Annotated in this window: 24 protein-coding genes; 14 read left to right on the top strand and 10 right to left on the bottom strand. The window is 72.3% G+C overall.

The window, feature by feature from the left end; all coding sequences use genetic code 11:
- The first annotated feature begins 72 nt into the window (after positions 1-72).
- The 9 genes from LC193_RS15085 (at position 73) to LC193_RS15045 (ending at position 10,144) form a co-directional block, all read left to right on the top strand.
- Complete coding sequence (locus LC193_RS15085) at positions 73-741, top strand: SCO family protein (RefSeq protein WP_226074708.1); 669 nt, start codon at positions 73-75, stop codon at positions 739-741.
- Positions 738-1,211 carry a copper chaperone PCu(A)C gene (locus LC193_RS15080; RefSeq protein WP_226074706.1) on the top strand — a complete coding sequence of 158 codons (474 nt, stop codon included), beginning with the start codon at positions 738-740 and terminating at the stop codon, positions 1,209-1,211. The genes LC193_RS15085 and LC193_RS15080 overlap by 4 nt, the downstream gene beginning before the upstream one ends.
- A 10-nt stretch (positions 1,212-1,221) precedes the next feature.
- Complete coding sequence (locus LC193_RS15075; RefSeq protein ID WP_226074704.1) at positions 1,222-3,180, top strand: copper resistance CopC/CopD family protein; 1,959 nt, start codon at positions 1,222-1,224, stop codon at positions 3,178-3,180.
- Positions 3,181-3,217: 37 nt separating this feature from the next.
- Positions 3,218-4,546, top strand: coding sequence for an iron uptake transporter deferrochelatase/peroxidase subunit (gene efeB, locus LC193_RS15070; protein WP_226074702.1), 1,329 nt, complete (start codon positions 3,218-3,220; stop codon positions 4,544-4,546).
- A 10-nt stretch (positions 4,547-4,556) separates the two neighbouring features.
- The gene (gene pheA, locus LC193_RS15065) at positions 4,557-5,486 is read left to right on the top strand and encodes a prephenate dehydratase (protein ID WP_226074700.1); all 930 of its coding nucleotides are present in this window, start codon (positions 4,557-4,559) and stop codon (positions 5,484-5,486) included.
- A 461-nt stretch (positions 5,487-5,947) separates the two neighbouring features.
- Complete coding sequence (gene serS / locus LC193_RS15060) at positions 5,948-7,228, top strand: serine--tRNA ligase (RefSeq protein ID WP_226074698.1); 1,281 nt, start codon at positions 5,948-5,950, stop codon at positions 7,226-7,228.
- On the top strand, positions 7,225-8,115 hold the full coding sequence (locus LC193_RS15055; RefSeq protein ID WP_226074697.1) for a Cof-type HAD-IIB family hydrolase: 891 nt from the start codon (positions 7,225-7,227) through the stop codon (positions 8,113-8,115). The genes serS and LC193_RS15055 overlap by 4 nt, the downstream gene beginning before the upstream one ends.
- 614 nt (positions 8,116-8,729) lie before the next feature.
- On the top strand, positions 8,730-9,383 hold the full coding sequence (locus LC193_RS15050; RefSeq protein ID WP_226074696.1) for a sensor domain-containing protein: 654 nt from the start codon (positions 8,730-8,732) through the stop codon (positions 9,381-9,383).
- Between the two features lie 215 nt (positions 9,384-9,598).
- The gene (locus tag LC193_RS15045; RefSeq protein WP_226074695.1) at positions 9,599-10,144 is read left to right on the top strand and encodes an EF-hand domain-containing protein; all 546 of its coding nucleotides are present in this window, start codon (positions 9,599-9,601) and stop codon (positions 10,142-10,144) included.
- Here LC193_RS15045 and LC193_RS15040 read toward each other — a convergent pair.
- The 3 genes from LC193_RS15040 to LC193_RS15030 form a co-directional block, all read right to left on the bottom strand.
- Positions 10,074-10,952, bottom strand: coding sequence for a class I SAM-dependent methyltransferase (locus LC193_RS15040; protein WP_226074694.1), 879 nt, complete (start codon positions 10,950-10,952; stop codon positions 10,074-10,076). The genes LC193_RS15045 and LC193_RS15040 overlap by 71 nt on opposite strands.
- Positions 10,953-11,096: 144 nt before the next feature.
- On the bottom strand, positions 11,097-11,393 hold the full coding sequence (locus tag LC193_RS15035) for a DUF397 domain-containing protein (RefSeq protein ID WP_226074693.1): 297 nt from the start codon (positions 11,391-11,393) through the stop codon (positions 11,097-11,099).
- A complete protein-coding gene (locus tag LC193_RS15030; protein WP_226074692.1) occupies positions 11,390-12,199 on the bottom strand; it encodes a helix-turn-helix domain-containing protein in 810 nt (269 codons plus the stop codon). The genes LC193_RS15035 and LC193_RS15030 overlap by 4 nt, the downstream gene beginning before the upstream one ends.
- 164 nt (positions 12,200-12,363) lie before the next feature.
- Between LC193_RS15030 and LC193_RS15025 the strand changes: the two genes are divergently transcribed.
- Genes LC193_RS15025 through LC193_RS15020 form a run of 3 tightly spaced genes read left to right on the top strand, consistent with a single transcriptional unit; the run spans position 12,364 to position 13,065 of the window.
- Positions 12,364-12,741, top strand: coding sequence for a hypothetical protein (locus tag LC193_RS15025; protein WP_226074691.1), 378 nt, complete (start codon positions 12,364-12,366; stop codon positions 12,739-12,741).
- Positions 12,728-12,850, top strand: coding sequence for a hypothetical protein (locus LC193_RS28990; RefSeq protein ID WP_264086271.1), 123 nt, complete (start codon positions 12,728-12,730; stop codon positions 12,848-12,850). The genes LC193_RS15025 and LC193_RS28990 overlap by 14 nt, the downstream gene beginning before the upstream one ends.
- Positions 12,847-13,065 carry a hypothetical protein gene (locus LC193_RS15020; RefSeq protein ID WP_086159558.1) on the top strand — a complete coding sequence of 73 codons (219 nt, stop codon included), beginning with the start codon at positions 12,847-12,849 and terminating at the stop codon, positions 13,063-13,065. Before LC193_RS28990 ends, LC193_RS15020 begins: the two co-directional genes overlap by 4 nt.
- Before the next feature lie 47 nt (positions 13,066-13,112).
- Here the strand turns inward: LC193_RS15020 and LC193_RS15015 are convergent, their stop codons facing one another.
- A complete protein-coding gene (locus LC193_RS15015) occupies positions 13,113-14,135 on the bottom strand; it encodes a zinc-dependent alcohol dehydrogenase family protein (protein ID WP_226074690.1) in 1,023 nt (340 codons plus the stop codon).
- Between the two features lie 559 nt (positions 14,136-14,694).
- On the opposite strand from LC193_RS15015, the gene LC193_RS15010 reads away from it, so the two are divergent.
- On the top strand, positions 14,695-15,291 hold the full coding sequence (locus LC193_RS15010) for a hypothetical protein (RefSeq protein WP_226074689.1): 597 nt from the start codon (positions 14,695-14,697) through the stop codon (positions 15,289-15,291).
- A 67-nt stretch (positions 15,292-15,358) separates the two neighbouring features.
- Here LC193_RS15010 and LC193_RS15005 read toward each other — a convergent pair whose 3' ends face one another.
- From LC193_RS15005 to LC193_RS14980, 6 genes are all read right to left on the bottom strand, one after another.
- The gene (locus LC193_RS15005; protein WP_226078646.1) at positions 15,359-16,081 is read right to left on the bottom strand and encodes an ABC transporter permease; all 723 of its coding nucleotides are present in this window, start codon (positions 16,079-16,081) and stop codon (positions 15,359-15,361) included.
- 14 nt (positions 16,082-16,095) lie between these two features.
- Positions 16,096-17,013 (bottom strand): ABC transporter ATP-binding protein, encoded by a 918-nt coding sequence (locus LC193_RS15000; protein WP_226074687.1) that lies wholly within the window; start codon positions 17,011-17,013, stop codon positions 16,096-16,098.
- Positions 17,014-17,898: an ABC transporter permease subunit gene (locus LC193_RS14995; protein WP_226074685.1), complete on the bottom strand. Its 885-nt coding sequence runs from the start codon at positions 17,896-17,898 to the stop codon at positions 17,014-17,016.
- The gene (locus tag LC193_RS14990) at positions 17,895-18,884 is read right to left on the bottom strand and encodes an ABC transporter ATP-binding protein (RefSeq protein WP_226078645.1); all 990 of its coding nucleotides are present in this window, start codon (positions 18,882-18,884) and stop codon (positions 17,895-17,897) included. The genes LC193_RS14995 and LC193_RS14990 overlap by 4 nt, the downstream gene beginning before the upstream one ends.
- A gap of 119 nt (positions 18,885-19,003) precedes the next feature.
- The gene (locus LC193_RS14985) at positions 19,004-19,885 is read right to left on the bottom strand and encodes a class I SAM-dependent methyltransferase (RefSeq protein WP_226074683.1); all 882 of its coding nucleotides are present in this window, start codon (positions 19,883-19,885) and stop codon (positions 19,004-19,006) included.
- Positions 19,886-20,043: 158 nt separating this feature from the next.
- On the bottom strand, positions 20,044-20,976 hold the full coding sequence (locus LC193_RS14980; RefSeq protein WP_226074681.1) for an LLM class flavin-dependent oxidoreductase: 933 nt from the start codon (positions 20,974-20,976) through the stop codon (positions 20,044-20,046).
- 114 nt (positions 20,977-21,090) lie between these two features.
- On the opposite strand from LC193_RS14980, the gene LC193_RS14975 reads away from it, so the two are divergent.
- Positions 21,091-21,918, top strand: a complete 828-nt coding sequence (locus LC193_RS14975) for a Cof-type HAD-IIB family hydrolase (RefSeq protein WP_226074679.1) — start codon at positions 21,091-21,093, stop codon at positions 21,916-21,918.
- The last annotated feature ends 10 nt before the right edge of the window (positions 21,919-21,928 follow it).

Raw genomic sequence — 21,928 nt, 5'->3', positions numbered from 1 at the left:
CGAGACACCACCCCGCCGCGGGCCGGACGCACCGGCCCGCGCCGGGCCCACCACGCAACAGGAACGATCCCCATGCACCTGCGCAAGATCACCACCGCGGCCGTCGCCGCGGCCACCGCGCTCACCCTCGCCGCCTGCGGCAGCGACAGCGGCGACGAGGAGGGCGGCGCGGAGACGACCGAGTCCGCCGACATCGCCGACGCGCCGGGCGCGGACCAGGGCACCGTCCTCGACCAGCCGTTCGAGAAGCCGGACTTCGTGCTCACGGACACCGAGGGCGAGCCCTACGACTTCGCCGCCGAGACCGACGGCCACGCCACCCTGCTCTACTTCGGCTACACCAACTGCCCCGACATCTGCCCGCTCACCATGAGCAACATCGCCAACGCGGCCGGCACCCTCACCCCCGAGCAGCGCGAGGACCTGCGGGTGGTGTTCGTCACGACCGACCCGGAACGCGACACGCCCGAGTCCCTCGGCCCGTGGCTCGCCGCCCAGGACCCCGAATTCACCGGCCTGACCGGCGACTTCGAGACCATCCAGCAGGCCGCCCGCTCGCTCGGCGTCGCCGTCGAGCCCTCCTACGAGGAGGACAACGGCGACATCGTCTCGACGCACGGCACGCAGGTCCTGGCGTTCCTGCCCACCGACGACAAGGCGCACGTCGTCTACACCGAGGGCGTCACGGCCGAGACGTTCGAACGCGACCTGCCCGGCCTCATCGCGGGAGAGCTGCCGTGAGCCGCCGGGGCCTGCGGGCCGCCGTCGCCGCGGGCGTGCTCGCCGCGTCGCTCGCGCTCACCGCCTGCGGCACAGAAGAGGACGACAGCGACGACAGCGGCTCCGCGCCCGAGCTGGCGACGAGCGGCGCGTTCGTGCCCGAACCCGTGTCCGGCGACATGGCGGCCGGGTTCCTCACCATCAGCAACACCGGCGGCACCGACGACACCCTCGTCTCGGTCACCAGCGATGTCGCCGGAACGGTCGAGATCCACGAAACGGTCGACAACGCCATGCGCCAGGTCGACGGGCTCACCGTCCCCGCCGGGGGCGAGGCGCGGCTGACCCGGGGCGGCGACCACCTCATGCTGCTCGACCTCTCCCGCGAACTCGTCGAAGGCGAGACCGTGGGCATCGAACTGCACTTCGAGACGTCGGACCCCATCGCCCTCGACGTGCCGGTCGAGGCCACCACTCACACCGGGGAGTGACACCACCGCCATGAGGACCCCACCCCGTTTCCCAGCGTTTCCCGCGTCATCCGCGTCACCCGCGGCGCTCCTGCTCCTGGTCGCCTCCGCGTTCGCCCTGCTGCTGCTCGGCGCGACCCCGGCCGCCGCGCACGCCGAGCTGACCGGCACCACGCCGGGGGACGGGGAGGTGGTCGCCACCGCGCCCGAGCAGGTCACGCTCACCTTCTCGGAGTCCGTCTCGCTGCCGCAGGACGCCTTCCGCGTGCTGGCGCCGGACGGCGAGGACGTCGGCGAGGGCACGTTCACGGACGAGGGAGGCAACACGTGGGCCGTCCCGCTCGACACGGGTCTTGGCGACGGCACCTACACCGTGGCCTGGCACGTGGTGTCGGCCGACAGCCACCCCATCTCGGGCGCGTTCACCTTCTCCATCGGCGCGCCCTCGGAGACGGTCGCGGAGGTGCCGCAACGCGCCGGGGACAGCGGGCTCACCGGCCTGCTGTACGACGTCGCGCGGTACGCGGTGTACGGCGGGTTCGTGCTGATGGCGGGCACGGCCGCGTTCATCCTCGTGTGCTGGCCGGGCGCGGCGGCGCTGCGCCCGGTGCAGCGGCTGACCACAGCGGGCTGGGCGACGGCCACCGCGGCGACCGTCGCGCTGCTGCTGCTCCGCACGCCCTACACGGGCAGCGGGAACCTCGCGGACGCCTTCGACCTGGGCGGCCTGCGGGACGTCATCGACACCAGAACGGGAACGGCGCTCCTGACGCGCCTGCTGCTGCTTGCCGCCGCCGGGCTGTTCCTCGCGGTGCTGCACGGCTCGTGGGCGCGCCCGGCGGCCCGGGACCCGGAGAACGCCACGGACGCCGACGAGGGTGAAGAGGCCGAGGACGCCGCGCTGCGGGCCCGCGACCTGCGCTTCGGCCTCGCCGTCGCGGGCGTGGTCCTCGCCGCGGGAACGGCCGCCACCTGGGCCATGTCGGAACACGCCGCCACCGGGCGGCAGACCGGCATCGCCATCCCCGCGCACATCCTGCACCTGCTGGCCGTCGCGGCGTGGCTCGGCGGGCTCGCCGCGCTGCTGGTGCTGCTGCGGACGGCGCCCGCGCTGCCGCGCGCGGCGGTCCGCCGCTTCTCGGCCGTCGCGCTGACCTCCGTCACGGTGCTCGCGGCCACCGGCCTCTACCAGTCCTGGCGGCAGGTCGGCTTCTCGTGGTCCGCGCTCACCGGAACGTCCTACGGCCGGCTGCTGATCCTCAAGGTCGTGCTCGTCGCCCTCATGCTGGGCGCGGCCTGGGGCTCGCGCCGCTGGACCGGCCGCCTCACCGAGGACCGACCCGCCACGACGGAGGCCCCCGAGGACCCTGAGGAGCCCGAGGACACCGAACGGCCCGCCGACTCCGCCGCGTTGGACGGTGAACGCGCCCGGCAGCTGGCCCGCCAGCGCACCGCCGTGCTGCGGGCCAAGGAGCGCAAGGCGCGCGACGCCGACCCGCACCGCGCGGGCCTGCGGCGTTCCGTGCTGGCCGAGGCGGCGATAGCCGCGGTGCTGCTCGCCGTGACCACGGTGCTGACCGGCACGACCCCGGCGCGCGTGGCGGACGCCGCGCCCGCGGAGTCGGCCGCCGCGCCGGGCGACGCGGCGCCGCCGGAACCGATCGAGCTGCCGTTCGACACCGGGGGCGAGTGGGGCCAGGGCACGGCGCGGCTCGACCTGTCCCCGGCCCGCACCGGCGAGAACGCCCTGCACATCCGCCTGTTCGACACCGAGGGCCTGCCGACGGGCGCCGTCGAGCTGCGGGTCGCGCTCACGCTGCCGGCCGAGGACCTCGGGCCGCTGCGGCACGAGCCCCTGCACGTCGACGTCGGCCACTGGACCGTGCCCGAGGTGCAGCTGCCGCGCCCGGGAGACTGGGAGGTGGCCCTGACCATCCGCACCTCGGAGATCGACCAGGTGACGGAGACCGCGACCGTCACCATCCCCTGATCTCGCCCGACCCCCTCAGGAACGCCGAACAGCACCGATGACCACTGAACCGAAGCGCAAGCCCTCCCGCACAGCGCGACCCGCGTCCCCCCACGACACCAAGAACGACACGAACGACACGAACGGCCAGGACGCCGCCTCCGCCCGCCTCTCCCGCCGCCGCCTGCTCACCACCGCGGGCGCGGCGGGAGCCGTCGGCCTCGCGGCCGGCGCGCCCGCCGGCGCACTCGCCCACTCCGCCGCCACCGGCGACGACGGGCCCGCGCTGACCGCGCTCGGGTCCACCGCCGTCCCGTTCCACGGCACGCACCAGCCCGGCATCACCACGCCGGTGCAGGCGCACGCGCACCTGGCGGCGTTCGACCTGGCGCCCGGCGCGGGCCGCCGCGAGGCCGCCGCGCTGCTGCGCCGCTGGTCGGGCCTGGCCGCCGAGCTGATGGCGGGCGGCACGCCCGAGGCCGACACGGGCGTCGCGCGCGACGCCGGGCCCGCCTCCCTGAGCGTGACCATCGGACTCGGGCACGGCTTCTTCGACGCGACCGGCCTCACCGGCGCCAGGCCGGCCGCGCTCGACCCGCTGCCCGCGTTCTCGGCCGACGTTCTGGACGAGGGGCGTTCGAACGGCCACCTGTGGCTCCAGATCGGCGCGGACGACGCGCTGGTCGCGTTCCACGCCCTGCGCGCGCTCCAACGCGCCGCCGGTGAAACGGCGACCCTGCGCTGGCAGATGACGGGGTTCAACCGCACGCCGGGCGCCACCGCGCGGCCCATGACCACGCGGAACCTGATGGGCCAGATCGACGGGACGAACAACCCCGCGCCCGGCGACGAGGACTTCGACCGCCACGTCTTCGTGCCCGAGGGCGGCGACCCGGCGTGGATGGCGGGCGGCTCCTACGTCGTCTTCCGCCGCATCCGCATGCTGCTCGACGCGTGGGAGGCGCGTCCGCTCGCGGAGCAGGAGCGCGTGATGGGCCGCCGCAAGTCGGACGGCGCCCCCCTCACGGGTGAACGCGAGACCGACCCGGTGGACCTCGCGGCCGTCGGACCCGACGGCCGGGGCGTGATCGCCGCGAACGCGCACGTCCGCGTCACCGCGCCCGAGACGAACGGGGGCGCGACGATGCTGCGCCGCTCGTTCTCCTACCACGACGGCTTCCGCGACGACGGCGCGCCGGACGCGGGGCTGCTGTTCCTGTGCTGGCAGGCCGATCCGCTGCGCGCGTTCGTGCCGGTGCAGCGCAAGCTCGACCGGGGGGACGCGCTGTCGGAGTTCGTCCGGCACGAGGCCAGCGGCCTGTTCGCCGTGCCGGGCGGCGCCCGGGAGGGCGAGTACGTGGGTCAGGCTCTGGTCGAGGGCTACTAACGTGTGCGCCATGACAGCAGCGAGCCGCTACACCTATCTCGGTCCCGAGGGCACGTTCACGGAGGCCGCGCTCCGCACGCTTCCCGAGGCGGCGACGCGCGAACTGGTACCGATGATCTCCGTGCCCGCCGCGCTGGACGCGGTGCGCAACGGCGACGCGGGCGGTTCCCTGGTGCCGATCGAGAACTCGGTCGAGGGCGGCGTCTCGGCGACGGTGGACGAACTGGCCTCGGGGCGGCCGTTGATGATCTACCGCGAGGTGTACCTGCCGATCGCGTTCGCGCTGCTCGTGCGGCCGGGCACGACGCTGGAGAACGTCAAGACCGTCACCGGTCACCCGGTGGCGCAGCCGCAGGTGCGCGGCTGGCTGGAGCGGCACCTGCCCGAGGCGCAGTGGGAGTCGGCGGCGTCGAACGCGGACGGCGCGCGGCTGGTGCAGGAGGGCCGGTACGACGCGGCGTTCGCGGGCGAGTTCGCGGCGCCGACGTACGGGCTCGAACCGCTGGTGACCGACATCCACGACGCGGAGAACGCGACGACCCGCTTCGTGCTGGTCGGCCGCCCGGCCCGGCCGGCCGCGCCCACCGGCGCGGACAAGACGTCCGTGGTGCTGTGGCTGCGCGGGGACCACCCGGGCGCGCTGCTCGACGTGCTCCAGGAGTACGCGACGTGCGGGGTCAACCTGGTGCGCATCGAGTCGCGCCCGACGGGCCGGGGCATCGGTGAGTACAGCTTCTCGGTCGACTGCGAGGGGCACATCTCCGACCGCAGGGTCGGTGAGGCGCTGATGGGCCTGCGGCGGCTGTGCGCCGACGTGCGGTACCTGGGCTCGTACCCGAGGGCCGACCAGGTCGCGCCGACGGTGGTCACGGGCACGGCGGACGCGGACTTCCTGCGGGCGTCCGACTGGCTGACCCGGTGCCTCGACGGCCGCAGCTGACGGGTTCGGCTGACGGGTTCGGCGGGGGGAACGGACGGGGGCGTGGACGACCTGGGGAAAGTCCCCCGAGTTATCCACAGGGCACCCTGCGTGCCTGTGCATAAGTCGACACTCACCAATCCGGCGGAACGCCCATAGTGCCTGTTCCACCCCAAGGGCGCGCACTATCCTTGATCCACTTTCGTCAGCACAATCGACGCCGATAACTCCTGAGTGTGAGGCAATTTCCCTCGTAAGTGAGTGTGAACGGGGTTTGAATGGGGAATTCTGTGCCGCGCACTCCGGCCGGAACTCACCCTCTCGCGGTATCCACACAGGGCCGCGCGGCCTGTGGATAACCCTGTGGATACCCGGTCTGACCTGTGGATTCCCCGGGAGCGCACTTTCCCGGCATAACGGACTAAATGCCCTCACGCGTTTACGGATTCAGCCGCTTCGCCGTCGCCCGGTAGCCTGGGGCCGTGATTGACCTTCGCCTGCTTCGTGAGGACCCCGACCGCGTGCGCGCCTCCCAGCGCGCCCGAGGAGAAGACGTCGGCATTGTCGACGCGCTCCTCTCCGCCGACGAACGGCGGCGGTCCTCCGGCTCACGCTTCGACGAGCTGCGCGCGGAGCAGAAGCAGCTGGGCAAGCTCATCCCGCGCGCCTCGGCCGAGGAGAAGGCGGGACTGCTCGCGCGCGCCGGCGAGCTGGCCGCCGCCGTGAAGGCGGCCGACACCGAGCGGGCCGAGTCCCAGGCCGAGGCGCACGCCCTGCTGCTGCGCCTGGGCAACATCGTGCACCCCGACGTGCCCGTGGGCGGCGAGGACGACTTCGCGGTGCGGGAGACGCACGGCACGATCCGCGACTTCGAGGCGGAGGGCTTCACGCCCAAGGACCACCTGGCGCTCGGCCAGGGGCTCGGCGCGATCGACACCGAGCGCGGCGCCAAGGTGTCGGGCTCGCGCTTCGCCTACCTCACCGGCGTCGGCGCCCTGCTCGAACTCGCGCTGGTCAACGCTGCCATGGCGCAGGCCGCGGCGGCCGGGTTCGTGCCGGTGATGACCCCGGCGCTGGTGAAGCCGCAGGCCATGGAGGGCACCGGGTTCCTCGGCCAGGCCGCGCAGGACGTCTACCACCTGCCGCAGGACGACCTCTACCTCGTCGGCACCTCGGAAGTCCCGCTCGCCGCCTACCACATGGACGAGATCATCGACGCGGACCGGCTGCCGCTGCGCTACGCGGGCTTCTCGCCGTGCTTCCGCCGCGAGGCCGGCTCGCACGGCAAGGACACGCGCGGCGTCATCCGCCTGCACCAGTTCGACAAGGTCGAGATGTTCTCCTACGTGCCGCCCGAGGAGGCCGAGGCCGAGCTGCTGCGCCTGCTCGACTGGGAGAAGCAGTGGCTCACCTCGCTCGAACTGCCCTTCCGCGTCATCGACGTCGCCAGCGGCGACCTGGGCGCCTCCGCCGCGCGCAAGTTCGACTGCGAGGCGTGGCTGCCGACGCAGGGCAAGTACCGCGAGCTGACCTCCACGTCGAACTGCGACTCGTTCCAGGCCAGGCGGCTCTCGGTGCGCATGCGCGGCAAGGACACGGGAACGCGCCCGCTCGCCACGCTGAACGGCACGCTGTGCGCGGTGCAGCGGACCATCGCGCTGCTGCTCGAAAACCACCAGCAGGCGGACGGTTCCGTGCGCGTGCCCGAGGTGCTTCGGCCCTACTTGGGCGGCCGTGAGCTGCTCGAACCGGTGGCCGCGTGACCTCCCCCGCGCCCGAGGGCGCCGCCGCCGGCATACCGCCGTCGCTGCCCGAACGGTTCCCCTACCGGCTGGTGGCGACCGATCTGGACGGCACGCTGCTGCGCGGCGACGGCACGATCTCGCAGCGCACGCGCAACGCGCTGACCGCCGCGCAGGCTGCGGGCGCGCACCACGTGGTGGCCACCGGGCGCAGCGTCAGGTGGACGCGGCACATCCTCGACGGCCTGGGGTACCGGGGCCTGGCGGTGTGCGGCCAGGGCGCGCAGCTGTACCACGCGGGCGAGCACCGGCTGCTGACGTCGGTCACGCTGGACCGGGCGCTGGCGCGTTCCGTGGTCGCGCGGCTTGAGGAGGAGCTGGGCCCGGTGGGCCTGGCCGCGAACCGGGACGGCCTCGACGGCGACATCGTGATGGACGCGCGCTACGCGCACGCGGCCGGCGGCATCTACCGCGCGAACGAGGACGACCCGTACCCGGCGGAGGTGCCGGACCGCGAGGCGCTGTTCGCGGAGCCGATCATCAAGATGTACCTGGCCTGCCCCGGCATGGACGAGGACGCGCTCTCCGCCGCGGCCGAGGCCCTGGTGGGTGACGCGGTGGGCCTCGTAGTGTCGGGACCCTCGCTGGTCGAGATGCTGCCGCTCGGCCTGACCAAGGCCACCGGCCTGTCCCTGGCCGCGCGGCGGCTCGACGTGCGCGCCGCCGACACCATCGCCTTCGGCGACATGCCGAACGACATCCCGATGCTGACGTGGGCCGCGCACGGCGTCGCGATGGCGGGTGCGCACCCCGCGGTGCGCGCGGTGTCCGACGAGGTGACGGCGGGCAACGACGCGGACGGCATCGCGCTCGTGCTCGAACCGCTCCTCGCCGCCGCACGCGGCTGACGTCGCATCACTCCGGTTGTCCACAGGGCGATTGACGCCCTGTGGATAACCAAGCCGGGTTGTCCACAGCCGATTTGACCCGATGTGCCCGCGCGCCCGCAGGGCGCTCCACCGGCGCGTCGCGGGCGCTCGCGGTGGCGCCCGGTCAGTGGCGCGCGCTGCGGCGGGAGTTCGCACTCCGGTCGGCGCAAGTGCCGCAAGGGAACGAGCGCGTGACGTGTGGGGAACCTCTGACCGGCCGTTGTGGCGCGTGTGGCGCATGGGACAAGTGAGGCGGAGGGGGCGCCGCGTTCCCGCACACATCCGTCGGCACACGCGGTCACGGAACGGTTCGACCGGTCGCGCATGGTAACCGCCGGCCGAACGCGCGCCCCAGCGCGACCTCCGGCGGAACGCCCGCGCCCCCAGCGGGTTTTCCACCGTCCGTGCACAGGCGGGCGTGGGAGCGGAAAAGGTTATCCACAGGCTGTGTGCAACGGTCGCGCCGCGCCCCGCGGACGGCCGCCCCACCGGCGGTAGCGCTGACCCGCACCCCCGGGGTGGTGCCAGCGCCACCCCGCATTCTCGTCCCAGGCGGCTGGGTACCGGCGGTGCGACGCGGCAGGCTTGAGCACATGAACCAGTCCCTGACACCGACCCGCCCCCACACCACCGACCCGGTCCGCGCCACCCCGGCGACGGGCAGCCGATTCGGGCGGTTCGGCCGGGAGACGGGCTACCTGCTGTCCGGACTGCCGCTCGGTGTGGCGGCGTTCGTCGTCGCCGTCTCCGGTTTCCTCCTCGGCCTCGGCACGTTGATCATCTGGGTCGGCATCCCCGTCCTGGTCGGAACGCTGGCCATGGCCCGCTTCCTCGCCGGCGCGGAGCGCGAGCACGTCCACACGGCCACCGGCCGCCCGATCCCCCGCCCCGAGTACCGCACGGGCGGCCTGATGCACGTGATCCGCGACCCGCAGGCGTGGCGCGACCTGGTGCACGCCGTGGTGGCCCTCCCGGTCCGCGTCTTCAGCTTCTGCGTCACGGTGACCTGGCTCGCCGGCGGCATCGGCGGCCTGACCTACCTCACCTGGTCGTGGTCGCTGCCCGACGGCGACGACCAGGAGCTTCTGGTCGACCTGATGTGGGGCATCGAGTCCGAGGCCGTCGACATCGCCTTCCACACCGGCGCCGGCATCTTCCTGCTGCTGACCGCCCTCCCCGTGGTCCGCGCCCTCACCACGGCGCAGGCCGGTCTTGCCCGGCTGCTCCTCGCGGACGCCAGGCGCTGACCCCCCGCCCCCTGCCGCGCAACGGCCGTCACAGGCCCGCGCGTTCACTCGATCCGGTGGCCGCCGTCCCCTTTCCGGGACGGCGGCCTCCGCGCGTTCCACAGTGGGCGGGAACGGTCGGGCGCCGGGCGGCCGGGAGCCGCCGCGGCGCGCGGACCGGCAGATCACCGACAGGTGACCGACAGATGGCCGACAGCTGGGAAAGGCGGGGCACGATGCGGACGGAACGTTCGGCAGGGGCGCAGGAGCGGATCAGGCTGGTGTTCACCCTCTTCGACGTCAACGGGAACGGCGTCGTCGAGGCCGAGGACTTCGCCCTCATGGCGACGCGCGTCGTCCAGGCGGCGCCGCGCTCCAGCGAGGCGGACAAGCAGGCGATGCGCGACGCGCTCGACGGCTGGTGGGCCGCCCTCGCGCGCGAGTTGGACCGGGACGGGAACGGCCGGGTGGACTACGAGGAGTTCGGGTCGTTCGTGCTCGTGCCGGAACGGTTCGGCGCGGCGCTCGACACGTTCGCCCGCGCCCTGGCCGCCCTGGGCGACCCGGACGGGGACGGGCGCATCGCCCGGCCCGACTTCCTGGCGCTGATGACGGCCATCGGGTTCAGGCCGGACCGGACGACGGCGCTGTTCGACGCGTTCGGCCCGGATTCCTCCGACCGCATCGCGGTGGACACCTGGATCGCCGGAATCAGGGACTACTACGCTCCGCAGAAGTCGGGGACTCCTGTCGATCTGCTGGTGCCTGCGGCCGGCGCCTGACGGGTCCTGGGGCGCGCCCCCAGGCGGTGTGGACGGCGAGCGAGAGATCGTGGAAGCCGGGGTTCGCCAACTCGATGTAGGCGGCCTCGAACTCGGCGTCGGTGGCGAGCCCGGACTCGATCATGGACGGGCGCGCCGCCTCCAGGTTCAGCTTCCACCACTCGGACTCGTCGTCGCCGCCGTTCACGTGCTGGATGCGGACGTCGAGCCCGAGGCCGACGAGGCCCGCGCGCGCCAGCGGAACGGGCAGGGTGCGGGCCCACGAGGTGTCGGAGCCGATGGACCGTTCGAGGTGCGTGCGGTAGGCGCGCATGATCGTGCGGTACCCGGGGTGCGGCGAGTCGAGCGTCGGGAACGACGTCGGCTCCTCGACCAGCAGCACGCCGCCGGGGGCGAGCCACGAGGCGAGCCGCGCGATGGCCAGGTCCGCGTCCGGCAGGTGCGTCAGCACGAACCGCGTGTGCACGAAGTCGAACGACCCGGGCGGGAAGTCCTCGGTGTACAGGTCGTGCCGCAGCACGCGCACGCCGTGCGAGTCGGCCAGCTCGTCGATGAACCGGGTGTCGAGGTCGGTCACGGTGACCTGGGCGCCCTCTTCGGCCAGCAGCCGGGCCACGGACCCGCCGCCGCCCCCCGCTTCGAGCACCCGGTCGCCCGGCTTGAGCCCGAGGGCGCGGAACCGTTCCCGCGTCGCCCCGTCGAGCAGTGTTTCCAGCAGCGCGAGACGGCGGCGTTCGTTGCTGTGCCCGTGGCTGAAGAAGCCCTCCGAGTACCGGTCGCCCGTCCACTCCCACCGTTGGGTCGTCATGGCTCCCCTTTCTCCGAGGACACGGTGCCAGGAGAAGGCCCAACTGTGGGGAAAATGGGGAGGGTTGGCGTGAACACGTCGGTCAGGGAGCCGGAACGCGCCTTTCCGGCTCCCCGCCGGGCCCCCGGTGGGGCGGAACGAACCTCAGCGGGCGGTGGTGAAGTCCACGAACGCCGACCACGCGGCTGTGGAGGCGGTGAAGGAGGGGCGGGTGGTGTCCTTGGAGTCCCGGACGTGCACGGCGTGCGGGCAGGCCGCGACCTCCACGCAATCACCGCCGTCACCCGCGCTGTGGCTGGACTTGTGCCACCCGACCTCGACGCACTCGCCGCCTTCTCCGCTGCTGTAGCTGGACTTGCGCCACTCGACGGCGACCTCGACGCACTCGCCGCCGTTGCCCGCGCTGTAACTGCTCTTGGACCAGGCCAGTTCGCTGTTCACAGTTCTCCTGCCAGCTTCTCGATGAACCGCGCCGACTCCAAGGGGGACAGCGCCTGCGATCGCAGGATGCCATAACGTTCCTGGAGGAGAGACACCTGTTCCTTGTCGACAATGAGCTGGCTACCGCCGTGGTGCTCGACGTAGGCGTAGTGCTGGTGCTCCTTGCTGATCAGCAGCGACAGCATGCCGTCCAGCGCGACGTGCTCCTCGCTGTCGGTCGGCATCACCTGCACCGACACGAAGTACAGCCGGGCGCAGTCCAGCAGGTGCTTGACCTGCTTGCGCAGCACCTCACGGCCGCCGATCGGGCGGCGCAGCACGGACTCCTCGATCACGAAGCCGAGGAAGGGCCTGGGGACCCGCTTGAACACCTGCTGCCGCTCCATCCGGGCCGCGACCTGCTTCTCGATCTCGTTCTCGTCCCACGACGGTGCTCGCATTCGGAACGTCGCCCGCGCGTACTCCTCGGTCTGCAACAGCCCGGGGATCAGCAGCGGCGCGTACGCGTTCAGCGAGTAGCACTGCCGCTCCAGCGCCGCGAAGTTCCGGAAGAACGCGCGGTACTTCTCCGCCGCCATGAAGTCGCTGACCGAGGCCAGCAGCCCGTGCGCGCCGAGCACCTGGTCCATGTTGTGGATCAGGGCCGTGTCGGGGATGCGTTCACCCCGCTCCACCGCGCCGATCATCGAGCCGGAGACCGAGCACGGCTCCCCGACGTCGTCCCGGGTCAACTTCCGGTATTCGCGCAGCAACCGGCACTGCCGGCCGAAGGACATCCTCAGCGCGGACACTTCCTGCTCAGCCATCTCTCCCACACCGCCTTCACATCGGGGCGCCGGGCACCACCGGGACTCTCAGATCACCGTCTGTGATGCCTCAAATACTGGTCACGCTAGACGGCAAGCGGCACGGTTGGGGCATGAACTGGGAAAATGACCCTCCCGAGTGGATCCCCGCGCAAGGGTGCGCGTTGTCGAAGACCGGTGCGTGGTTCGACGCCGTGCGCGTCGCCGGCGCCGAAGGGGAGCGGGCGGCGGCACTGCTCGCCGCGTGTTGCGAAGGCGAACCGGGGCCTGTGGTGGGCGAGTTGGTCGGCGCGCGGGCGCTGTACTTCCTGCTTCCCGCGGGCGCGGCGCGGGCGTTCGACTGGCCGCGGGGCGCCCGCGCGCACGGCGCGCACGCCGAGGACGCGGTGACGTTCGTGGGCGTTCCGGCGCTGCGCGGGGACACGTGGCCGCTGTTCTGGTTCGCGCGGCCCACGCGGAAACGGCCGTTCGTCGAGGCCAGGTTGCTGCACGTGGCGCTGGGCGCGACGCTGACGGAGGTGAGCGCGCATGCGCCGTCGTGACGGTGGGCGCCGTTCGGCCCCGGGCGCGAGCCGCCGGGAGGCCGTGGCGCAGGTGCTGGCGGGCTGCGGGCTCGTGGTGGCGGTGGCGCTCGCGGTGGTGGCGCGATGAAGGGCGTGCTGGTGGCCGTGGAGATCGACGCGATGACCGTGCGGCGCGGGGATCAGATCATGATCGGCGGACAAGCGTTCACCGTTCGCGACATGACGGCGATCGGGCTCGGCAGGAAGCGGCTCGAATTCGCGAGCGGCGAGACGTTGGTGATGGGGCGCACGACGGTCCTGTGGGCCGCGCGCCGGGTGTCGCCCCGGCTGCGGCGCTACTGACGTTGCGGAGTTGACCGGAGGGCGGCGGGGGGCGGCGGGGGGCGCGTTCAGACGCGCAGGAGGGCCTTGACGGCGCGGCGTTCGTCCATGGCCCGGTACGCCTCCGCCGCCTGGTCGAGCGGGAGGTCGAGGTCGAAGACCTTGCCGGGGTCGATCCTCCGCCGCCAGATCAGGTCGACGAGGTCGGGCAGGAAGCGGCGCACGGGCGCCGGGCCGCCGTGCAGGTGGACGAGGGAGTAGAACAGCTCCTCCGCCGGCAGCGCGACGCCGTGCGTCACGCCGACGAAGCCCACGTGACCGCCGGGGCGGGTGGAGCGGATGGCCTGCGTCATCGACTGCTCGGTGCCCACCGCCTCGACCACCGCGTGGGCGCCGAGCCCGCCGGTCAGGTCCTTGATCCTGGCCACGCCCTCGTCGCCGCGTTCGGTGACGATGTCGGTGGCGCCGAACTCCCGGGCGAGCCGCTGGCGCGGCTCGTGGCGGCTCATCGCGATGATCCGTTCCGCGCCCAGCTGCCGGGCGGCGAGCACCGCGCTCAGGCCGACGGCGCCGTCGCCGACGACCACGACGGTCCTGCCGGGCCCGGCCTGCGCCTCGACGGCGCCGAACCAGCCGGTGCCGAGCACGTCGGAGGCGGCGAGCAGGCTGGGCACCAGGTCCTCGGGCGGCAGGTCGGGGGTGGGGACCAGGGTGCCGTCCGCGAGGGGGACGCGCAGGCGTTCGGCCTGGGAGCCGAACGTTCCCATGAGCACGCGGTGGACGCACGCGCTCTGGTAGCCGGCGCGGCACAGCTCGCAGGTGTTGTCGGAGGCCCAGAACGAGCCCACGACGAACTGGCCCGGCCTGATGTCCCGCACCTCGGCGCCGACCTCCTCGACGACGCCGACGTACTCGTGGCCCATCGGGGCCGGCTCATCGACGGCCTCGACCCCTCGGTACGGCCAGAGGTCGGAGCCGCAGACGCAGGTGGCGGTCAGGCGGAGGACGGCGTCGGTCGGCTCGACGATCCTGGGGTCCTCGCGTTCCTCCACCCGGACGTCGCCGGGGGCGTGCAGCACGACACCACGCATGGGTTCTTCTCCTGACTGCCGGGGGGTGGGGCGGGTCGGCGGTGCGGGTCGCGCGGGGCGCGCGGCCAGGGGCGTTCCCGCTCATTGAAGGGCGGGCGGCGCGGCGGGGCGCCCCGGCGCCGGGTGTCGCGCGCACAGTCACCCGAGTGCGCGGCGGGGGCGGGGGTAAGGAGGCACCGGGGCGGGGGTCCGGGGGCCGTTCCGGTTATCCACAGGACGGCTGTGGATAACCTGCGGCCGGTCGGGAGGCGCGGCGGGCGCGAGGCTGTGACCTGGGGTTCTTCCAGAGTGACAAGATGTCACTCTGGGGCGGGAAGTTATCCACAGGCAACTCATCGGCCCAACCCCGTGACCGTATGACTATCCGGCTCGTTGGGCCATATGCGCGGAGGCGACTGGAGTACGTGACGTCGAGGGTGCGTGAAGTGGTGGTGGCCGGTGGCGATGAGTTCCTGCCGGTAGTGCAGTTCGTGGCGCGATGAGCAGATCTCCGCTCCTGGGCCCTGGATACGGGCGTTCCTCAGCAAGCCCATACGGGACCGAAAGGGGTCTTTCCCTCATGCACGACGACAACGTGCTGCTTGAGTCGCGCACTCTGCGCGACCGTTACACGGAGCGAGTGGACGCGCTCGACAAGGTCAAGGCGCTCGAACTGCTGCCCGACGGACTGCACGTGACGACGGAGGCCGTGGCGGCGTACTTCGTTGTCCACAGGGAGGTCGTCAGGAAGGTCGTGGAACGTCACCGGGAGGAGCTGAGCGAGAACGGCCTGACCGTGCTCCGGGGCTCTGACCTGCACCTCTTTAAGAGTGACAACATGTCACTCTATCGCGAGAGTTATCCACAGCCACGGAGCAACCTCACCCTCTACACCCGCAGGACCGTGCTCAACATCGCCATGCTGCTGCGCGACAGCGCCGTGGCGCGGCGGGTCAGGAAGTACCTGCTCGACGCGGAGGCGGCCGACAGGCTGCCGTCCGGTGACGTCTCGCGGGCCATCCGTGAAATGGGCCGGTCCCTCCAGGAGTTGGGGCCGGTTATCCACAGGATGTCCGTTCGACTGGAACGTGTGGAAAGGCGTGTGGATAACACGGAGCGTGTTGTCTGCGCGATGAGCGAGCGCCTCGCGACCCTCCAGAGCCGCGACGTCTCGTAACCCTCCGTAGCCCGTGGGGCGGTCGGGACCTGGTCCCGGCCGCCCCACGGCCGTGTGCGCGGCGGGTTCAGTCGTCGTTCGCCACCTTCAGGACGCGCAGCCGCTGCCCCGCGTACCACGTGCCGAGCACGGTGGCCGCGACGAGCAGGATCACGGCGGTGGGCAGGGCCACGTCCGAGGTGATGTCCGCGCCGTCCCCTGCGACGCGTTCGGCCACGGCGAGCGACCACTGCTGGATCGACAGCGTGCGGGCGCCCGGCACGAGGGAGCCGAACAGGGCCTCCCACACCAGGGCGTAGACGAGGCCGAAGACGACGGCGTTGCGCGAGACCGTGCCGAGCAGCAGGAACACGGCGCTGTAGGCGACGGACGCGACGGCCGCGCCCACGGTGAACGCGGTCGCGATCTGCTGGCTGTTGCCGTTGAGGATCAGCCCGGCCACGAGCATCGGGACGGTGGTGAACGCGAGCGTCACGCCGATCGCCACGATCAGCTTCGTCGTGATGATCGTGCGCCGGTCCAGCGGCTTGGACAGCAGGTAGACGATCGAGCCGTCGTCGATCTCCGGCGCGATGGCGCCCGTTCCCGCGATGACGCCGACCAGCGGCACCATGGAGGCGAGCGCGAAGCCGCCGAGGATCTCCGTCGCGGCGCGGTCGTCCGCGCCGCTCAGGGCGCGCACGGCGACGGCGATGATCAGGAGCACCGCGGGCAGGGCGCACAGGATCAGCGCGCGGCGGCGGCCGAGCAGGGCGCGGTAGGTGAGCCGGGCGACGGTGTGGTTGTACAGCATCGTGTCGGGTCCTATCGGCTGACCAGGTAGGAGAAGACGCTTTCCAGCGACTCGTCGGACGGTGAGACCGTGAGCAGCCGGATGCCGTGCTCCCGTGCCAGGCGGGGGAGTTGAGTGGTGAAGCGGCCGAAGTCGACGGCCTGGACGCGCAGCGCGTCCTCGGCCGCGTCGAACTCGATGCCGCTGGTGGAACGGTCGGCGATGAGCGCCGCCGCCAGGGCCCTGTCGTCGCTGGACCGCACGAGGTAGCGGTGCGGCCGGTCGGTCATCAGGCGGCGGATCTTGCGGTAGTCGCCCGACGCGGCGTGCCGGCCCGCGACGATCACCTCGATGTGGGTGGCGAGTTGCTCGACCTCCTCCAGGATGTGCGAGGAGAACAGCACGGTCCTGCCGTCCTGGCCCATCTTCCGCAGCAGGTCCATCAGTTGCATGCGCTGGCGCGGGTCCATGCCGTTGAACGGCTCGTCGAGCAGCAGCACCGAGGGTTCGTGCACGAGGGCCGAGGCCATCTTCACGCGCTGCCGCATGCCCTTGCTGTAGGTGTCGATGCGGCGGTCGGCGGCGTGCGCCATGTCGACCGTGTCGAGGGCGGCGCGGGTGGCGGCGCCTGGGTCGGACAGGCCGTGCAGCTCGGCGTTGGCGAGCACGAACTCGCCGCCGGTGAGGTAGTCGTACATGCCCTCGCGCTCGGGCACGAGGCCGATCTCGCGGTACGCGGCGGCGTTGCGCCAGATCGTGCGGTCGTCGAGGGTGACGGACCCGGACGAGGGGGCGAGGAAGCCGCTCATCATGTGGATCAGCGTGGACTTGCCCGCGCCGTTCGGGCCGAGGAGCCCGGTGATGCCCGGGGCGATCTCCATGGTGATGTCGTTGACGGCGACGACGTTGCCGAACCAGCGGGAGGTCCGGTCGATGCGGATGGTGGTCACTTAGCCCGCCTTCCGGTAGCGGCGCGCCAGCAGCACGTGGCACAGGGCGATGAGGGCGATGATGACCACGGCGTACACGGCACCCGCGGCGCCCGAGAGCGAGTCGATGCCGGGGAACTCGAGCTCCCCGCCGAGGAACGCGGCCTGGAAGCCTTCGAACAGCGTGCCGGGCGAGAAGAGGCCGATCCACTCGACGGCGTCGGCGCTGCCCTGCTCGTCGGCCACGACCATCAGGGAGAGGACCGCGAAGTAGGGGATCGTGAGCACCGAGATGATCGCCGCGACGCCGAAGCCGCGGCGCGGCGTGAGCGAGGCGATGAGCAGGCCGATCGCGGCGTGCAGCACGGCGAACACGGCGGTGGCGAGCAGGCCGCGGGCGAACCCGCTGGTCTGGTCGGCGAAGCCGAGTTCCGCGAGGAGGCCGCCCGCGTAGGCGATGACCAGCGGGACGCCGACGAAGAGGAACAGCGCGGCGACGAGCGCGGCGCTCTTGGCGACGACGTAGTCGGTGCGCGTGATGGGGCGGGAGAAGTACAGCGGGATCGTCTTGTAGCGCAGGTCGAGCGACACCATCTGCGGTGCGGCGAGCGCGAGGTAGAGGCCGAAGATCGGCTGCATGAACACGCCGTAGGACGTGTACTCGATCGGCAGCTCGTCCAGGCCCGCGAACACCGCGACCGCGACCATGACGACCGCGGGCGCGCACATGATGGCGAACAGGCCGAAGGGCAGCACCTTGGAGCGCGCGGAACGGCCGAGGCCGAACGCCCCGCGCAGCGAGTGGACGAACAGCGAGCGCCTGGCGTACAGGGCGCCGAGCCGTTCGCCCTCGTACCTGCGGTACCCGATGTCGTGGATGCGCGCGTCCGGCGCGGGGGCGGTCATGAACGGACCTCTTCCCGGTCGTTCCGGTCGTTCTGGAACACCTCGGCGATGCGGTGGCGGCGCTGCTCCATCCGGATCAGGCCGAGGCCGAGGTCCGCGACGGTGTCGCGGACGACGTCGTACACGCGGTCGGCGTCGGTATCGGTATCGGCATCGGCATCGGCACCGGCTTTCGTGTCCGGGGCGGACGCGTCGACGTGCACGACGTGGCCGGTGCCCGCGGTCGCGGCCAGGCCGCGCGCGGCGAGCGCGTCGAGCAGGGCCCGGGTGCCGTCGGGGTGCGCGTCGCTGTCGGTGACCTCGACGGCGAGGGAGGCCGTGGCGCCGGTGAAGCCGCCGATGCTCTGGGAACGCAGCAGCTTGCCGCCGTCGATGACGACGACGTGGTCGCTGATGCGCTCCAGCTCGCCGAGCAGGTGGGAGGTGACGAGGACCGAGATGCCGAACTCGGCGTGGACGCGGCGGATCAGGCCGAGCATCTCGTCGCGTCCCGCCGGGTCGAGGCCGTTCGTCGGCTCGTCGAGGAGCACCAGGCGCGGGTCGTGCACGAGGGCCTGCGCGAGTTTCACGCGCTGCTTCATGCCCGTGGAGTAGCCGCCCATCGGGCGGTAGCGCTCCTCGTGGAGGCCGACGTGCCGCAGCGTGTCCGCGGTGCGTTCGCGGGCCGACGTGCGCGGCAGGCCCGCCATGCGGGCCATGTGCACGACGAACTCGGTCGCCGACACGTCGGGCGGCAGGCAGTCGTGCTCGGGCATGTAGCCGACCTGCTCGCGGATGGCACCGCCCTCGTGCGCGGAATCCTTTCCGAGCACGCGGGCGGTGCCCTCGCTCGCGGGGGCGAGCCCGAGCAGTATTTTGATCAAGGTGGATTTACCGGCCCCGTTGGCGCCGACAAGACCGGTCACCCCCGGCCCGATATCTACGGTCAGCCGGTCCAAAGCGGTCACTTTGGGGTACCGCTTGGTCAGGCTCTCGGTCTGAATCACGCTCACCCGGGTGACGCTAGTGCGTTCCGTGCCCGGTACGCGTCACACTTTGGTAGGGCGCCCGCGGACTTTGGTAGCCCGGCACTCCGGGGCCTCCCCCTAGGGGGCGGCCCGCCGCGTCACTCCGCCCGCAGGAACGCGCTCGTCGTGACCTGCCCGATCTTGGTCAGCCGCGTGCCCTCGCCCGCCAGGTGCTCGTCCGTCGCCTCCTTCACGCCCGGCCACACGCGGTCGTCGTAGTCGTCGATGACGACGACGGCGCCCGGGGCGGCCAGCTCCTCGACCCAGTTCAGGTCGGCCTTCACGCCCTCCGCCGAGTGGTCGCCGTCCACGACGATGACGCCGAACTTCCCGCCGGCGAGCTGCGCGTGTATCGCCTCGTCGGTGGAGTAGCCGCGCAGCAGGCGCAGCCGGTCGGGCAGCACCCCCGCGTAGTGCAGATTGGCGCGAACGATGTCCTCGTTGATCGGCGTCGCGGAGGGGTCGTGGGTGATCTCCATGCCCTCCTGGAGCTGCACCGGGGCGATCGGGTCGACGATCGTCAGCTGGTAGGGGATGCCGGCCCGCAGCATCTGGCGCGCCAGGCAGCCGGCGAACAGGCCGTAGAGCGTTCCGATCTCCAGCACGTCCCCGTTCGGCGGCTTGAGCAGCGGGGTGGCGGCGAGCTTGCCCAGGATGTTCGACGTGCCGCCGGCCAGGCGGCCCACCCCGCGGTTCTCCACCTCGACCAGCGTGCGGTACGCCTGGATGACGGCGCGGCGCGCGTGCTTCTCGCCGGTGATCTCGCCGACCTGCCGCGCCACGGCGCTGAGCTGCGCGGGGGTCGGGTAGCGGTGGAAACGGCGGCCGTCGCTGCCGAGCAGCATCTCGATGGCGTGCTGATGCTCCTTGAGACGCTTCAGCTCGTCCTTGGTATCGCGCAGTTCCTTGCGCAGCTTCCTGTCGATGCGCTGGTCAATACGCCTGAGTACGGGCTGCGCTGTCGTGCGGAGGAGGCTCATGATGCGACGCTAATGGTCGGAAACGCGTTCGGCTATCGCATCATCCGAATGTCGTACCGAGCCGAGACACTTTTTACCTGGTATTCAACTCGCCTGACCACACAGGGGTTTCCTCCGCACACCGCGGGGAACGGCCGCCGGGGCCCGTTCCCCCACGCTCACCCGGCGAGCTGCGGCAGCCCCTCGGTGACCACGCGCTCGAACACGTCGAGATCGGCGGCGAACACCGAATCGGGCACCGGCCAGTGCAGCACCAGCTCGGTGAATCCCAGCTCGGCGCACGCGCCCGCGTAGTCGACGAAGGCGTCGACCGAGGCCAGCGGGGCGATCCCGGCCGGCGTCCCGCTCGCGTCGAGCAGAATTCTGTCCAGCCCCGCGGGCTCCCGGCCCGCGTCCTCGCACACGCTCTCCAGCTGCTCGACCTGCCGGGCCAGGCCGGTCATGAAGTCGGCGGCCGAGCCGTCGAACGTCTTCGGGTCACCCGTCGTCACCCACGCCTGCCCGTGCCGCGCGGCCAGCCGCATCCCGCGCCGCCCGGTCGCGGCCACCGCGAAGGGCAGCCGCGGGCGCTGCACACAGCCGGGCACCGTGCGGACCTCGTACGCCGAGTAGAACTCGCCCTGGTACGAGACGCCGCCCGAGCCGTTCTCGCTCAGCAGCCGGTCGAGCAGCCGCACGAACTCCTCGAAGCGGTCGGCCCGCTCCCGCGGCGGCCACGCCTCGTTGCCGAGCGCGGTGGCGTCGAAGCCCGTGCCGCCCGAGCCGATGCCGAGCGTGAACCGGCCCTGCGACACGTCGTCGAGCGTCATCAACTCCTTGGCCAGCGACACCGGGTGCCGGAAGTTCGGCGAGGAGACCAGCGTGCCGAGCCGGATGCGCTCCGTGACGGCCGCGGCGGCCGTCAGCGTCGGCACCGCGCCGAACCACGTGCGGTCGCGGAAACTGCGCCACGAGAGATGGTCGTACGTGTAGGCCGCGTGGAAGCCCAGGTCCTCGGCACGCCGCCAGATCCGCCGACCGTCCGGGGACCAGCGGTGAATCGGCAGGATCACGGTGGACAGCCGCAGCGGAAGCTCGGGAGAAGCACCCATGGCAGCAGCCTAGGCCCTTTTCGGTCAGTGTTTCGCCGGTTTCGGAAGCCGCCCCCGGCGTGAGCACATGCGAGTACTCCTCTGCACGCATGTGCGCGCATATGCTGATGGATTGTGCCCACGCTTCCGCGCCTCATCGCCACCGACCTCGACGGCACCCTGCTGCGCAACGACGCGACCGTCTCCCCCCGCACCGTCGCCGCCCTCGCCGCGGCGGAGCGGGCGGGCATCCACGTCCTGTTCGTCACCGGCCGGCCCGCGCGCTGGATGGGCGTGGTCAGCGCGCACGTCCACGGCCACGGCCTCGCCATCTGCGGGAACGGGGCGGCCGTCGCCGACCTGCACCGCGGCGGCGAACTGGTCGAGACCCGCCCCATCCAGCCCGAGAACGCGCTGGCCGTCGTGCACGCGCTGCGCCGCGTCGCGCCCGGCGTGAGCTTCGCGGTCGAACGCGCCGGCGGCATCCACCACGAGCCGGCGTACCCGCCGTTGACCATGGACGTCGCCTCGGAGGTCGCCCCGGTCGAGAAGCTGCTCTCGCCCGCGCGCGACCGCGCGGCGCACCCGGTGCTCAAACTCCTGGCCCACCACGGGGACCTGGACCCGGACGAGTTCCTGCGGCTCGGGCGGGAGGCCGCGGCGGAGCACGGCGAGTTCACCCGGTCGAGCCGCAGCGCGCTGCTGGAGATCAGCGCGCCGGGCGTCAGCAAGGCCAGCACGCTGGCGCAGCGCTGCCGCCGTTACGGCATCAGGCCCGACGAGGTCGTGGCGTTCGGCGACATGCCCAACGACCTGGAGATGCTCGGCTGGGTCGGCACCGGATACGCCATGGCCAACGCCCACCCCGCCGTCCTCGCGGCGGCCCACCGGCGGACCGCGTCCAACGAGGAGGACGGGGTCGCCCTCGTCATCGAGGAGCTGCTGAGCCGCGCGGCCGGCTGAACCGGGCGCG

The sequence above is a fragment of the Streptomyces marincola genome (assembly GCF_020410765.1).
Lineage (GTDB): Bacteria > Actinomycetota > Actinomycetes > Streptomycetales > Streptomycetaceae > Streptomyces > Streptomyces marincola.
The sequence above is the reverse complement of the archived record's forward strand: the minus strand, read 5'-3'. Positions and strand labels throughout refer to the sequence as shown.